11 protein-coding genes are annotated in these 14,928 nt (G+C 43.2%); 9 read left to right on the top strand and 2 right to left on the bottom strand.

The features are described 5' to 3' along the window. Positions 1–61 precede the first annotated feature (61 nt). From AACS98_RS11870 to AACS98_RS11860, 3 genes are all read left to right on the top strand, one after another. Positions 62–826, top strand: coding sequence for a TIGR03943 family putative permease subunit (locus AACS98_RS11870; protein ID WP_066379997.1), 765 nt, complete (start codon positions 62–64; stop codon positions 824–826). Positions 827–903: 77 nt separating this feature from the next. Beyond that, positions 904–2,394 (top strand): Ig-like domain-containing protein, encoded by a 1,491-nt coding sequence (locus AACS98_RS11865; protein ID WP_066379996.1) that lies wholly within the window; start codon positions 904–906, stop codon positions 2,392–2,394. A 450-nt stretch (positions 2,395–2,844) separates the two neighbouring features. Beyond that, a complete protein-coding gene (locus AACS98_RS11860) occupies positions 2,845–4,401 on the top strand; it encodes a hypothetical protein (protein ID WP_197480135.1) in 1,557 nt (518 codons plus the stop codon). A 71-nt stretch (positions 4,402–4,472) separates the two neighbouring features. On the opposite strand, the gene AACS98_RS11855 is transcribed toward AACS98_RS11860, so the two are convergent. Beyond that, positions 4,473–6,608: an NAD(P)/FAD-dependent oxidoreductase gene (locus AACS98_RS11855; RefSeq protein ID WP_066379995.1), complete on the bottom strand. Its 2,136-nt coding sequence runs from the start codon at positions 6,606–6,608 to the stop codon at positions 4,473–4,475. Positions 6,609–6,770: 162 nt separating this feature from the next. On the opposite strand from AACS98_RS11855, the gene AACS98_RS11850 reads away from it, so the two are divergent. After that, positions 6,771–7,004, top strand: coding sequence for a hypothetical protein (locus tag AACS98_RS11850; RefSeq protein ID WP_066379994.1), 234 nt, complete (start codon positions 6,771–6,773; stop codon positions 7,002–7,004). Positions 7,005–7,151: 147 nt separating this feature from the next. Here the strand turns inward: AACS98_RS11850 and cimA are convergent, their stop codons facing one another. Next, complete coding sequence (gene cimA, locus AACS98_RS11845; RefSeq protein ID WP_066379991.1) at positions 7,152–8,852, bottom strand: citramalate synthase; 1,701 nt, start codon at positions 8,850–8,852, stop codon at positions 7,152–7,154. A gap of 75 nt (positions 8,853–8,927) precedes the next feature. On the opposite strand from cimA, the gene AACS98_RS11840 reads away from it, so the two are divergent. From AACS98_RS11840 to AACS98_RS11820, 5 genes are all read left to right on the top strand, one after another. Continuing rightward, positions 8,928–9,266, top strand: a complete 339-nt coding sequence (locus tag AACS98_RS11840; protein WP_066379989.1) for a 2Fe-2S iron-sulfur cluster-binding protein — start codon at positions 8,928–8,930, stop codon at positions 9,264–9,266. 21 nt (positions 9,267–9,287) lie between these two features. Beyond that, a complete protein-coding gene (locus tag AACS98_RS11835; protein WP_066379988.1) occupies positions 9,288–9,740 on the top strand; it encodes a hypothetical protein in 453 nt (150 codons plus the stop codon). Positions 9,741–9,898: 158 nt separating this feature from the next. Next, the gene (thiO, locus tag AACS98_RS11830) at positions 9,899–11,881 is read left to right on the top strand and encodes a glycine oxidase ThiO (RefSeq protein WP_066379986.1); all 1,983 of its coding nucleotides are present in this window, start codon (positions 9,899–9,901) and stop codon (positions 11,879–11,881) included. Positions 11,882–12,169: 288 nt separating this feature from the next. Further along, complete coding sequence (gene psb34, locus AACS98_RS11825) at positions 12,170–12,349, top strand: photosystem II assembly protein Psb34 (protein ID WP_066379984.1); 180 nt, start codon at positions 12,170–12,172, stop codon at positions 12,347–12,349. A gap of 259 nt (positions 12,350–12,608) precedes the next feature. Continuing rightward, entirely contained in the window at positions 12,609–14,822 is a 2,214-nt protein-coding gene (locus AACS98_RS11820; RefSeq protein ID WP_066379982.1) for a tetratricopeptide repeat protein, read from the top strand. Positions 14,823–14,928: the final 106 nt, after the last annotated feature.

Raw genomic sequence — 14,928 nt, 5'->3', positions numbered from 1 at the left:
AAGCGGAGGAGAAAAACTAATGACTAATGACTAATAACTAATGACTAATAACTAATCACTCATGACTAAATCTCAGGCTCCAAATCGGTTAATTCCCTGGCTGGATGTGTTGGCAATCATAGCTTGGGGTGTGTTGATGTTGAGATATTGGCTAACTGGCAAGCTGTACTTGTTGATTCACCCCAATTTCTTTGGGTTAGTGGTAGCCGGTGGTATAGCTTTGCTCATCGTTGGTTTATTGAAAGCCCAAGAACTTTGGCGACAACGAAAGCGCAAACGGGAAGTTACGCCCAACGCCCAACACGTTAATTTTTTTGCCCCTGGTTTGGGTAGTAGCTTGTTGTTAATCTCAGCAATTCTAGGCTTAACCATTACACCACAAGTATTTGCCAGTGATAAAGCACTCCAAAAGGGTGTTACCGACTTATTAACAACATCTCGTGTTCAACCCCAATCATTTCGTGCTGCTATTCGTCCAGAAGAGCGATCGCTTGTAGACTGGGTGCGTACACTCAGCGTCTATCCAGAACCAGACGCATACACAGGTCAAAAAGCCAAGGTGCAAGGATTTGTCATCCACCCACCAGACATAGGCAAAGAGTATATATTCATCGCCAGATTTGTGCTGACTTGTTGTGCCGCAGATGCTTATCCTATCGGTTTACCCGTGAAACTCAGCAATAATCAAGAAAGATATTCTCCCGACACTTGGCTAGAAATAGAAGGGCAAATGATCACAGAAACTATCAATGGTAAACGTCAACTCACTATTGCCGCCAAATCCTTGACAAAGATTCCCCAACCGCAGAATCCCTATAGTTATTAATTGAGGGAGATGAGAGAGAGGAGGAGCGGAGGAGAGCAATTAATGACTAATGACTAATGACTAATAACTAATGACTAATGACTACCAAAGCATTTTTCCAACCATTAGATCGGGTAGCGATCGCCTTGATGTTGCTGCTGAGTCTACTGATTGGCTTCCTGATTTTGCAAGGCGATGTTGTTGTGCCGCGTGTGCGAGATTTTAGTTGGCAAAATCAACAAATTGGTGCAGATGATATTTCTTTTACCTTTACCTTTAGCCGTCCGATGGATGTCAAAAGCGTTGAGGAAAACTTAAAAATTGACCCACCTTTAGCGGGTAAATTTAGTTGGGCTGGGCGACGGATGGTTTATACTCTGTTGACACCAGCACCTTATGGTGCAAATTATAAAGTACAGTTACAGGGAGCTAAAGATAAGTTCTCCCAAACAGAAGCCTCAAATCGGATAATTGAGCCATTTACGGGTCAATTTCGCACACGCGATCGCGTTCTGATGTACATAGGAGCCGACGCACAAGACAAAGGACGCTTAGTCCTGTATAACTTGACCAAAGAACAAAAAAAATTACTTACCCCAAAAGATTTGGTAGTAATGGACTTTAAACCATTTCCAGATGGGGAAAAAATTCTCTTTTCGGCTCGTGCTAGCAATAACCAAGATTTACTGTCAGCGCAACTGTACACCGTCACAACCGGAATTCCAGCTAAAACTGACAAACCAACAGCCGCAGCCGGTAAAGTTGACCTAGTTTTAAATAATAAAGACTATCAAAACCTCAAATTTGACTTGTCGCCTGATGGCGAAACCATAGTTGTACAACGGGGAAATAGAAATAATCCCAGTGACTTTGGACTGTGGTTTATGCCAGCCAACAACAAACCCGGTGAACAACCTCAACCTCAAAGGTTGCAAAGTCAGCCAGGAGGAGACTTTTTAATTACTCCCGATAGCAAAGCCGTAGCCGTAGCCCAAGGACAAGGTGCAGCCATCCTACCGCTACAACCCGATGCCAGTAAACCCCTAGATTTTCTACCCCAGTTTGGGCTAGTACAGGCATTCTCCAAAGATGGCTCTCAAGCAGCAATGGTCAAGTTTAATACAGATTTCACAAGAGATTTATTCTTAGTGACAAACCAAGGCACACAGAAGTCTTTGTTAAAAACTACCGGCTCGATTCTCAGCTGCCAGTTTGATCCAGGTTCACCGACTCTCTACTGCTTGTTAACACAACTTATCTCTCAAACAGAGTATATAGAACAGCCTTACTTAGTGGCAATTGACCTGAAAACGCAACAGCAGAAACCATTATTGGTGTTACCTGTCGGACAAAGAAACGTACAAATGACTTTAGCCCCTGATGGTTTGGCTTTGCTATTTGACCAAATAATTCCTCAAGAGAATCCTATACCAACATCGCCCAACAACTTAAAAACCGATGACGGCGAGGCGATCGCTACCAGTAGTCTGTGGTTAATGCCCCTACTACCCATTTCTGACAATGCCATCAGCAGTATTCAGCCAGAAAAACTACCTTTAGTGGGATTTCATCCCCGGTGGCTACCATAAAAAAAGTTAAAAATTCAAAAGTGAAAGGCAAAAGAATTTTAAATTTTTGCCTTTTTTTCTTGTTTTTCTCGAATAACTATTTGCTAAATTAGATACAGAGCTAGTGTTTCTCCAGCGTTTGAATTTGTACCAGCGAGCAACTACCACATAACTGTTTATCCCAGCCAAGCCAGTACCTACCTGATATTAAGTATCTGTACTGCGGTTTATATATTTGTAGCATTTAAACTCGAAACCCCCGCCATATCTCAGGTTGACGAGGGGTAAGTTCTTAATGTTATAACGGCATCAGTTAGTTAGACAACATGGGAAACACTAATTAATGAATGAGCGCGAACACTCATACTAGGGGCAAGCCTAACTTGGCTTAACAATCAACCCCTAGGCAGTTGATATGCACTGTTCAACGATAGTAATGCCGAATGTTGTTCAGTGGGTGGTTCAAGAGTGATGAATGAAGCTGACACCTCAAACTACAGGGCTGTGATGGAATCTTTTAATTCTGCTGATAATTCTCTACAACCACAACAGACGATTTGTCCCTTTTATACAGTTGTGCCTGCTGCAAATACCACAGTTGCAAATGTGCCACTCCTCAAGCCAGCCGCAAATGAACAGGAGCATACACAAGTTGCTGATTTTAAGCAGGATAAAACCACTCAAAAAGATTGGGTGGTAGAGCTTGAGAGCGAAACACAAACACAAGTGAATGATGAATTTCAAAAGCTGCTGGCACTAAATGAAGAATTGCGAACCGCGAATAATGAATTATATCAGCAAGTGGAACATCTTAAAGATGATTTAGCTGAAACAGACAAATCTTTACAGTGGCACAAAAAACGTTATAGCGTCACTGAGTCGATGCTCAATCAGCAAACCCAAGAACTATCCGCCGCCCAAGAACAAATCCAATCTCTATTCCAACAGTTAGAAACGGCTACCACCACCGTACAGCGTCAAGAAATTCTGATTGAAAGTTATAAAGCACAACTACAAATTAGCCAACAGCGCATTGCTCAGTTAGAACGCGAATGTGCCTTACTACAAACTAACTATAACGAACAATCTCAACAAATCGTACAGTCGGAAAATGTTTGTCGAGAGTTACGTACTAGGTTGATGCGACAACAACGCCAAACCTTACAATTCAAAGCAGCCCTGGAAAAATGTTTAGATACATCTATCCCCAGCGACGATTCAAAAGCCAAATCTGCTCATAGTACCGAAAATACAGCCAACTTCAAAAGCCGATTTACTAAAAAAGCTCGCTCTTTATTCCCCAACGCCCAGCCTATTAAACCTTGGTCAGCAGAACCAGAATCCCCACAGCCAGAACCACCTCCTGAGAATCCTCCTGTGTGGAGTGAACCACCAGCACCAACACCATTTAGTAGTCATTACTCTACCCCTAATCCCCCCTCTGATTCTCTGTGGAATTGGCCAGCCCAGGAAGAAGCACCCACCCCAGCACAACCACCTGAGTCACAGGCAACCATAGATGATGATGCTCAAACTACGCCCGAAGAAGTTTCTGCTGTCAGTTCATCCTCAGACTTAGATCAGCAAATAGATAGTTTGATTCAAATGTTTTTTGCTTCTCAGTCAGAGTCTGTAGCATCACAAGCGTCTACACCCCAGCCCAATTTAAACCAAAATCCCGTGGTTCAGCCCTTATTCAACTCTTGGGCTAGCGATGGGGAAGTCGATGAGATACCAAACACCCCATCAGAACAACCATTAGAACCATCGCCAGAAGTAAATCCTGCCACACCATCAACTTTGTCATTTAATGTCTTCCCCAGTCAGCAAACTGTTGCAGCACCAAATAATCCTGTGGAAGAGGTGGCACCATTGACTGATTTACCGCCGAATTCATTAGATCAAGATAAATATGCTGAGGATAGTACATCACCTTCACCAGTGATTTATCCCCAGCACCAACGCAAGAAGCGTCAATCTTTAGCTTCAGTAGAACTACCAAATTTTAATAAGCCAAATGGTCAGTAGTTATTAGTTATTAATCATTAGTCAACAATCAACAGTCAACAGTCAACTGACTATTGACTATTGACTTGGGATTAATTCATCATTCCGGTTTTTGGTGTTTGCATGACTTTTGTTGAGTTGGAATTGACGAATTCATGGGGCGATCGCGGTCTGCCTGTGGTGATAGCGTAATTAATAGCTAATAGTCGCAACCACAAGGCGGGATACTTATTTTCTAGCCAAGGTTTACTCCACGCTAAAAAGCCCGGAAACCATGCAAACAGCAAGACGCTAACTAGGGCGTAACGAGCAAAATTAATATAGCTCCCTAACCATCGTAGTAAATCTTTAGCCCCGGCCATTTCCCAAATCCACCACAGCAAAGCCGGATTTTTGCGGGCTGCTTTCAGTGCTAAACGGTTAAAGGTGAACCAATCACATTTATCTTTGATGAAATTGTCGGCTACTTCTGGGGGTTCATCTGCTAATAGCCCAAAGAAGGTATTTAACATGGAGTTAATGCGCTGGGGTGGTAAAAATTTCCCGGTAGGAACCATCATCCCTTTAGAAAACAGCCAAGTTACAGACACATTGCTTTGATAAGCACGAATGCGGTTTAAGTGGCGGAAAGTTAATAAATCATGTTTGAGGGCAATATCTAACAGGGTGGTTAACCGTTCTAAGTTGCGAACTAGGGAACCAAAGCCCGTAAAAACAAGAGGAGATTGTAGAGAAGCTGCATCACCAATGGCGATTAATCGATTAAATGCCACTTGGCGATCGCTATCACTCACACTAAAATGTCCCGGTATGTAGCCAAATGTCGGTTTTTTCCAAACTAACTTCTCCATATCACAACGGCGATACTCTGGCAAGATAGTAAAGAAATCTTCATACATCTCCAGCAAAGAACCGGGATTTTTGGGATTGACTTGATGATAATGAAACAGATAAATCGTCAATTCTGCACCCGCACCGGGAAATAATTCCCAAATCAACTGTCTACCCCGTGAAATATCACCGTGGCTATAAAGTACGTCTCCATAGTCAGAATCCCATACTTCCGGTGCTAAACCGCCGTCAATCACAGCCCCCACTGTAGGACAAACACTATCAAAAGCCCGTCCACCGTTTAATTGCCAAGCGATGGGGGAAGCTGTTCCCATTGCATCGACTAACAGTCGCCCACTCACTTGTTTTTCTGCTTGAGTGGGTAAATGCTGGAGAGTGACTACAACTTGAGAGTCATCAATATCTGCACGTAAAAATTCTGTCTCATCCCAAATTTCCCCACCTGCGGCTTTTAGCTTTTCGCCGCACATTTGCAGCCATGTATCTGAGTTTAAAGCTAAATTTAGCACTGTGGGGGTGTGTAAAACAGGCGATCGCAATTTGGCGGGATTATTACCATCAAAAAACTTATTGAATCCGTCCTTATACTCCCTAGCAATAATCTTTTCTAACTCGGCTGGTGTCACCAAACCCAAGTTAACCAAACTTTGAATTTCATCACGGGCAATATTCCATTCCCGATTCATCCGCCCAAAAGGTAGACGTTCCACCAGTAGCACTTTGTACCCCAGTTTCGCCATCACCGCCGCATGAATCGCCCCTAATGCGCCACCGATGTAAATTAAATCGTAGGTAGGGGAGGCAGGGGAGATTTTTTCCCCAGAATTCTTGACTTTTGAATTAATTTGTCTGTCATCTGTGTGTGAAAACACTACCTGACGGGGTTGCTGTGGATTTCTTACCCCTTCGCGCCATCTTTGTTCCCACCAATAAGCGCGCTGGAGATCATATTCTCCATTGGGCATTTTTTGGAAATATTTTACCGTCAGGGGATAGTCAGGTGCTAAAGCCTCAAAAATTGATTGCTGGGATAAATCAATCGCTGGTGGTTCTGGGTATTGATTGGGAAACCGGCTTCTAATTTCCGTAGTTAAGCGTTGTAGGAATTCTTGCTCTTGGGGCAGTGGCTTGTCTGCCCAACGAAACACCTTAAGATAAGTGGTTCTTTGGACAGACCAAACAAATACAGAAATTTCTTTCGGTAATTGTTCGGAAAAATTAGCCCCACCTGTTGTATATTTACTAGATAATTTCAGGCGGAATCCATCTGGAGTCAGCACTTTGTCCCAACTTCCGGGGTTAAATTCTATTTGCAGCCAACTGCGTACAGTTGTTGTATCTGGAATCGGAACTTCAAGATAGAGGATTTCTTTCATGTTTTTCTAATATCTCCGCGAAATCTACTTATTCAGGCAGATATGGGAAAGGCATCAAGTACGCTAGACTCCGCCCTATTGGTTTCCATAATGATTCGGTAAAGATTTTTTAAAAAATTGTCAAATTTTTTGATTCATTTTGTAATTTTATAAACCCACGCCATGAATTATCCCATTCCAAACAGTCCCCAAGAAATTTTTGCTTTAAAACAAAAACCAGTGGATGAAGAATTAGTAGCATCAGCGATCGCCGGAGTCATTAAAATCATGCGTTCTCAGGGACGCTCTTTAGAAGATTTAACCGCGCAACTGCTAGCTGATGACCCATTATTAGATCAGCAGCAACGACGCTGGCTGAGTAAATTAGTCAGTCAAGCTTGGGAGAAATTTAGTTAAAGCGGCGATTTTTCTTGTAGAGACGCGATGAATGCGTCTATCGAGTGTTGAGGTAGGACTGAGCGATCGCGCTGATTTGTGGTGTGGGAATCAAAATCATAATTGCTGTGCGATCGCTCAATCAGCCAAAAGTTAAAAAGATAGCCCCTAGCCTCTAACCTCTAACCCCTGAATTCTAGCTTCTAGAAAATGCAACAATAACCCATACTCCAAACCCTCAACAACCGCCTGATAGGAAGCAGCCAAGATATTTGTAGACACGCCTACCGTCGCCCAGCGTTGAGAACCATTACCTGATTCCACCAGTACACGAGTTGTTGATGCTGTGCCTTGATGCCCATTGAGAATCCGCACTTTGTAGTCAGTTAACTCAAAATTAGCCAATTGGGGATAAAAATTCAGTAAAGCCTTGCGTAAAGCAGCATCCAACGCTGCCACAGGGCCATTACCTTCAGCAGCTTCTAGTTGATTTTCACCATTAACAGCTACTTTCACAGTGGCTAAGGCATTACTAGATTCTTTGCCTTCCACCAAGTCACAATGGACTTGAAAACCTTTGATGTCAAAAAACTGTCGTCGTTCCCCCAAAGCTTCATACATCAATAAGGCAAAACTCGCCTCAGCCGCCTCAAATTGATACCCTTCACTTTCCAATTGTTTGAGACGCTGGAGAATTTGCCTAGCCCTGGGGTCTTGCTTATCGAGTTCAATGCCGAAAGTACGGGCTTTAGCTAAAATATTACTCATGCCCGATTGTTCAGAAATCACAATGCGGCGACGATTCCCTACTTGTTCGGGTTGAATGTGTTCATAAGTGAGGGGATTACGTTCCACCGCCGAGACATGAATACCACCCTTATGGGCAAAAGCCGAACGTCCCACAAAAGGCGCATGTTCATCAGGGGCTAAGTTTACCACTTCACTGACAAAACGACTAGCTTCTGCCAACTGACTAAGCTGGTGTTCTGCAATACAGCTATAACCAAGTTTTAGTTGTAAATTAGGAATAAGTGAACATAGGTTAGCATTACCGCAGCGTTCACCGTAACCGTTGATTGTACCTTGTACCATTGTTGCCCCTGCCATAACTGCTGCTAGGGCATTTGCTACCGCCGTATCTGAATCATTATGAGTATGGATACCGATTTGGGGAATGGGGGATTGAGCATTGGGCATTGAATTTTTCTCCTCTGCTCCCCTGCCCCCCTGCTTCTTCAGAGTCAAGAGTCCCCACTCAAGAGTCGCCTGAACAACATCTTTAACTATTTGACTGACCTCGTCAGGTAAAGTACCGCCGTTAGTGTCACAGAGGACTAGCCATTCAGCACCGGCTGCCATTGCTACCTCTAACGTCTGGAGAGCATAATCACGATTGTGTTTGTAGCCATCGAACCAGTGTTCAGCATCGTAAATTACGCGCCGCCCTTGAGAGCGAAAAAACTCGACGGTATCGCGGATCATGGCCAAATTTTCCTCTAAAGTGGTCTTTAGACCAGATGTGACATGTAAATCCCACGATTTGCCAAAAATCGTTACCCAACGACTACCAGCCGTCAAAATTGCTTGCAACATTGTTTCATCGGCAGCATTGGTATGAGGACGACGAGTTGAACAAAATGCAACAATTTCTGCTTGTTTGAGCGGATTTTCTTGTAGTTGCCAGAAAAACTGAACATCCTTTGGGTTGGCTCCCGGCCAGCCACCCTCAATGAAAGGAATCCCTAAATCATCGAGTCTGTGGGCTATGCGTAGTTTGTCTTCAATAGAAACTGATAATCCTTCTCTCTGCGTGCCATCCCGTAGTGTGGTGTCATAAAGCCAGATGTGGGGTAAGGGATTTGTGGTCATAAGACTAAAACTTGGGATAAAAGTTTAAATGCAATGTGCCAAGATACAAGAAAAAGACTATGTGGTAATTAAAATATGCCTAAAGTAATAGCTCAGGGTAAAACGATAGAGTGCGATAGAGGAGCCAATTTACGCAAGATTTTGTTAAAAAACGGTATTGACCTCTATAATGGCGGTTCTCAGGTCATCAACTGTCGCGGTATTGGTAGTTGTGGAACTTGTGCAGTTAAAGTAGAAGGTGAGGTGTCGGTGGTGAATTGGCGCGACAAAACGCGGCGATCGCTTCCTCCCCATTCTCCTACAAAAGACCTGCGTTTAGCTTGTCAGACTCAAGTCTTAGGAGATGTACGAGTCAGTAAATTTGACGGATTTTGGGGTCAAGGTTCTCAAGTAGTATGGCAACCAGAAGGTTAGGTTAATCAGGAGAAAATCAAGATGGGTAGATGGACACCGCTAATTCTCATGGCTGGAGGCTTGGCCATTTTAATGGGTACAATGCTCGGTATTAATTTTCCTATAGGTGAGCAACAAACCGCCTCTAATAATGCTCCCAACGGCAAAACCTCAAGGGTACTCCCCGCTAACATTAATGTTAATAGCTCCTCTGCCGGTCGGAATAGGAGTAATGCGAATGCTTCGGAAAACAATACCTCTGCAAGCAGAAGTAATGTGGCTCAAGAGGATTTTAACAGCATTGAAAACTCAGGCAGCGTTAGCCAAGAAGAACGCACTTCTACAAGCAGAACTAGGGTAGCTCAAAATAACGCTCCCAACGATTCATCAATGGACAGTTCTGTAGAGAACGTCTCAGACGAGCAATCTACAGATACCTCATCCAGTGGTACTGTGTCGAATCAAAATAAACAACCAATTCGAGCTTTGTGGTAGGAGTTAGGAGGGGACTCTTGACTGGGTAATAGTTCTTCTCCCCTACTCCCTCTGATTTAAAAGTCCCCCACTCCCAGCTTGTCATAGTCATTGGTTACAAGTTATGAGTTATTAGTTGTACTAATGATAAATAGTTAACAATAAATGACTATTGACTAATGACTAGAGACATTTTAATTATTGGTGGCGGCGTGATGGGCTTGGCGATCGCCGTTGAACTCAAATTGCGCGGTGCTAAAGTCACCGTGCTTTGTCGTGATTTCCAAGCGGCTGCTTCCCACGCCGCCGCCGGGATGTTGGCTCCTGATGCCGAAAAAATCACCGATACAGCCATGAAATCGCTGTGCTGGCGATCGCGTTCATTATATCCAGACTGGACAGCCAAACTCGAAGAGTTAACAGGTTTAAATACTGGTTACTGGGCTTGTGGTATCCTCGCCCCAGTTGATCAACAGTCGGGAAGTAGGGAAGCAGAGGCGCAGGGGAATAAAGAAGACTCACCTGCATACTGGTTAGATCAAACAGCTATCCATCAATATCAACCAGGATTGGGTGCAGAAGTAGTTGGTGGTTGGTGGTATCCAGAAGATGCCCAAGTTGATAATCGCGCTTTAGTACGCGTCCTGTGGAGTGCGGCTGAGTCCCTGGGTGTGGAACTCAAAGACGGCATTACAGTCGAAGCACTTTTACAGCGACAGGGACAAGTTGTAGGTGTCCAAACTAACACAGGTGTCATTCGGGCTGAACATTATGTTTTAGCTACAGGTGCTTGGGCAAATGACTTATTACCTCTACCTGTGCAGCCACGCAAGGGGCAAATGTTGAGCGTCAGAGTCCCCGAATCTGTTACCGAATTACCCTTAAAAAGAGTTTTATTTGGTGATAATATTTACATTGTACCCAGGCGCAACCGGTCTATTATTATTGGTGCAACCAGCGAAGATGTTGGTTTTACTCCCCACAACACCCCGGCGGGCATTCAAACCTTACTGCAAGGAGCTATCCGCCTCTATCCCCAACTACAGCATTATCCTATCGAACAATTTTGGTGGGGATATCGTCCCGCCACGCCTGACGAATTACCCATCTTAGGGGCTAGCCATTGCTCAAATCTGACCTTGGCTACTGGACATTATCGTAATGGTATATTGCTAGCACCTATCACCGCCGCACTGATTGCTGATTTTATCTGGGAACAAAAATCAGATCCCCTACTGTCTCACTTCCACTATTCACGCTGTCAACAACAGCCATCTACCAGCCCCATGTTTACCCATTCCGCCAACTTTTCCAACGGACATTCCCAACTCACCCCAGTTCTGACTTCTCACTCCCCACTCCCGATTCCCGACTCACCACTCACTATCGCGGGTAAAAGCTTCCACTCGCGGTTAATGACTGGTACAGGTAAATACCGCAGCATTGACGAAATGCAGCAAAGTGTTGAGGCTAGCGGTTGCCAAATAGTGACAGTAGCAGTTAGACGGGTACAAACTAAAGCCCCTGGTCATGAAAGTTTAGCAGAGGCCTTGGATTGGTCTAAAATCTGGATGTTGCCCAATACCGCCGGCTGTCAAACCGCAGAAGAGGCGATTCGGGTGGCGCGTTTGGGAAGAGAAATGGCGAAGTTATTGGGACAAGAAGATAATAATTTTGTTAAGTTAGAAGTCATACCAGATCAGAAATATTTACTACCTGATCCCATAGGTACGTTGCAAGCCGCCGAACAATTGGTAAAAGAAGGTTTTGCGGTGCTACCCTACATCAATGCTGATCCGATGCTAGCCAAGCGGTTAGAAGAAGTAGGCTGTGCTACAGTTATGCCTTTAGCTGCTCCTATTGGTTCAGGGCAGGGTTTAAAAACACTTGCGAATATTCAAATCATTATTGAGAATGCCAATGTGCCGGTAGTTGTAGATGCGGGGATTGGCGCACCTTCAGAAGCGTCTCAAGCGATGGAATTAGGCGCAGATGCTTTATTAATTAATAGTGCGATCGCCCTGGCTCAAAATCCCGCCGCTATGGCTGCCGCCATGAATTTGGCAACTGTCGCCGGACGTTTAGCATACCTCGCCGGGCGAATGCCTATCAAATCCTACGCTAGTGCTAGTTCACCGCTAACCGGGACAATTAGTAGTTAGTCTATAATACTGGTCTTACGCAACTGGCATATTAGTAGGGTGCGTCAGATATCACAAATAGGTTAATCAATAACAGCATTTAAACAGTCTGACGCACCCTACCAGTCATTGCTGGCATATTAGTAGGGTGCGTCAGATATCACAAATAGGTTGATCAATAACAGCATTTAAACAGTCTGACGCACCCTACAAGTCTGACCTTTCGTAACGATTTGTATCTGATGCTGTGAGCAGTATCTCTATGTCTTTATAAGATTAAAGAACAAATTCAGAGCAAGGAATTTATTCATGCCCTATACCAGTGAAGAAGGCGGACGTTTAAACAATTTTGCCCAAGAACCCAAGATTTATCAAGCAGAACCTCCTACAAATGCACAAAAGCGTAATTACATCATCATCGGAGTCGTTGGTACAATTTTGGTTGGCGGTTTAATTTTTGTCGCCTTCTCTGTTTCAAACCTCAGTTAAAAAACATAACTTTTAATAAAATTTAACTTTTTTTTGTCTTTCGGGTTCCAGTTTGAAAGGAACCTTATTTTTTCTTTTTTGCTAAAATAGCATTAGGTGTTAAAAGTATAATTAACTACTTATGTTGCTTACGAAATTTCCAAAAAACAATCTTAAGTATAGATTAAAACTTAATGTGGTCACGTCTACTTAATTAGAGCCATAGATTAGACCGTAAGATTAATTTTGATTTTAACTATAATTTGGCTATTCAGCCGTGATGAGCGTGAATGATACTGTAAATTCCGAGAATTCTGTTTGGAACAGGCAAGTATATCACCGTTTAAAACTTGCCGTTAGTCTTGGTTTACGGCGACAACTATTTTTAGCTGTAAGTGATGATTTACACTTAAGAAATCAAGTAGCTGCCCGCTTGCATTCTACTTTAGCCTATCCGGTGGGACAGGTGCTATATCAGCCAGCAGATGGTCAAGGTATTAGCACCCCTGCTTACCCGCGATTAGTGACTTTGCGCTTAAATGTCAGTGAGCCAAATCCCATAGAACAAATTAATCAGTGGTTGACTAATTATCCGCCGCCAGTTGTGGGTGCATCCCAAGACAATCCAGGAAAGCCTTTACCAATACCAACATTTCAGATTGTGGGTGTGGAGCAACTGACAAAAGAATCGGTATCAGGTCAGCGTTTATTTTTACATTATCTACGCTTGTGCGAACAGTATTTTTCTGGTCAAAAGTCTAGCAGATTTTTGGAATCTAGCGTGTTATTGTGGTTATCGCGTCCTTGGTTATCCGCGATTCAGCAGTCAGTACCAGAGTTTTGGCGTTGGCGTACTGGTGTGTTTGTTTTTGCTGGAGAACCGACACCAGCAACACAAAATCAAGGTTATCCTGAGCGTTTTTCTAGTTACCAAAGTTTTAACTTCGGGAATTTTGAACAATCTATACTAGATGATTTCAGTCTGGAAACAGAAGTTAGAGCTAGGGATACGACAGAACTAGAATTAAGCGATCAGATCGACTTACCAACAGATATGTCTGGCAACACACCACAAGTTAAAGATGAAGTTTCAGGATCAATTTCAGAGTTATTAACCAGTAAGCCAAAACCACAGGGACTCTCTACTACAAATAGTCAAGTTAAAACTCCATCCCTGTTGTCTTTGTCTCATGTCAGTCAAGAATTAACAGAGTTAGTGTCAGCGACAAGTAACAAGAATGTTGTGCCAGCAGGTGAGGATAACTGGCAACCCCAGGAATTATTGTTAGAAATTGAGAAATTACACTCACAAAAAGCTTCCGGCGAGATGCTGGCAACTGCTTATCTTCAGTTGGGTAACTTATATCGTCTTTATATTGAACAGGGAAACTCAACTTTAGAAAACCTGATGGTAGCGATTATTGCCTATCAGGAGGCAATTACTTATGATGATAAATCTCCAGAACTGCCGAATATTCTCAATGATCTCGGTACACTGTATTGGATGCTGTATCGCACACCATCCAGTTCTGAAGCCGGACAAACTTATATAGAACAAGCAATTGAATTTTATCAGTTGGCTTTAAAAATAATTTCCCCAGAAACCCAAACAGAAACTTATGCGCGGGTGCAAAATAATTTGGGTACAGCCTACGGTGATTTAGCTGGCTTTGCTCATCCGGCGGAAAATTGGCAGAAAGCGGTTTCAGCTTATATTGAGGCGTTGCGCTACCGCAGGGTAGAATTAGATGCGCTCAAGTATGCAGCTTGTCAGAACAATTTAGGTACTGCTTACTGGCATTTAGCACAATATCATCAGCCGATTGTACATTTAAAGCAAGCGATCGCTGCCTACAAACAAGCTCTAGCTTACTATCATCCCCAGGATGAACCGCTAAAATATGGGATGATTCAAAACAATATCGGTACTGCTTATTGGAATTTGGCACAGTATGAACAGCCTGTAGAACATCTCCAGTTAGCTATTGAAGTTTACCGGGAAGCTTTAAAATATCGCACTCCGGCAAATGTTCCCAGTGCTTGCGCGGCGACAGAGAATAATTTGGGTACTGCTTATTGGCATTTAGCTAATTGTAGCCAAACTCAGAAGGAGGAGCGACGCAAGTTATTACAATTGTGTATTGATGCTTACGAAGAAGCGATCGCTTTGGCTGATTCACTCAGCAATACAGCCTTAAGCTTTGATTTGTTCGCTACTCATAATAACTTAGGGCTAGCTCATTATCAGTTAGTCACAGACAATAGCTTTGATGGCGAACAAACTAGGCGATCGCATCACTTAGAAGCAGCATTAAACAATCATCTGCAAGCTTTAAATGGTTTGAGTAAACAACCAGAGGCTTATCAAACCACTTTCACTTATATAGTCAGAACTATTCGGGCGTTTCACAATGAGTTAGGTATCCAAGGACAAAATTTAGCTTTATCTAAAGTTCCTGGTCATTTGTTACCGGAAATTTTACCAAAATTATAGTTTTGTGACAATTTAATCATACTTAGTAAAAAGTTTGTAGTCAGGACTTTAGTCCTGAGAAATGGGCTATAGCCGCTTAATACAAACTTAATTACCATTGCCAATA

Source organism: Anabaena sp. CA = ATCC 33047, assembly GCF_963870205.1.
Classification (GTDB): Bacteria; Cyanobacteriota; Cyanobacteriia; order Cyanobacteriales; family Nostocaceae; genus Trichormus.
This window is presented reverse-complemented; position numbering and strand designations above follow the sequence as displayed.

Coding starts and splice junctions, on each gene's coding strand:
- AACS98_RS11870 (WP_066379997.1), top strand. CDS start 62: ATGACTAAATCTCAGGCTCCAAATCGGTTAATTCCCTGGCTGGATGTG.
- AACS98_RS11865 (WP_066379996.1), top strand. CDS start 904: ATGACTACCAAAGCATTTTTCCAACCATTAGATCGGGTAGCGATCGCC.
- AACS98_RS11860 (WP_197480135.1), top strand. CDS start 2,845: ATGAATGAAGCTGACACCTCAAACTACAGGGCTGTGATGGAATCTTTT.
- AACS98_RS11855 (WP_066379995.1), bottom strand. CDS start 6,608: ATGAAAGAAATCCTCTATCTTGAAGTTCCGATTCCAGATACAACAACT.
- AACS98_RS11850 (WP_066379994.1), top strand. CDS start 6,771: ATGAATTATCCCATTCCAAACAGTCCCCAAGAAATTTTTGCTTTAAAA.
- cimA (WP_066379991.1), bottom strand. CDS start 8,852: ATGACCACAAATCCCTTACCCCACATCTGGCTTTATGACACCACACTA.
- AACS98_RS11840 (WP_066379989.1), top strand. CDS start 8,928: ATGCCTAAAGTAATAGCTCAGGGTAAAACGATAGAGTGCGATAGAGGA.
- AACS98_RS11835 (WP_066379988.1), top strand. CDS start 9,288: ATGGGTAGATGGACACCGCTAATTCTCATGGCTGGAGGCTTGGCCATT.
- thiO (WP_066379986.1), top strand. CDS start 9,899: ATGACTAGAGACATTTTAATTATTGGTGGCGGCGTGATGGGCTTGGCG.
- psb34 (WP_066379984.1), top strand. CDS start 12,170: ATGCCCTATACCAGTGAAGAAGGCGGACGTTTAAACAATTTTGCCCAA.
- AACS98_RS11820 (WP_066379982.1), top strand. CDS start 12,609: ATGAGCGTGAATGATACTGTAAATTCCGAGAATTCTGTTTGGAACAGG.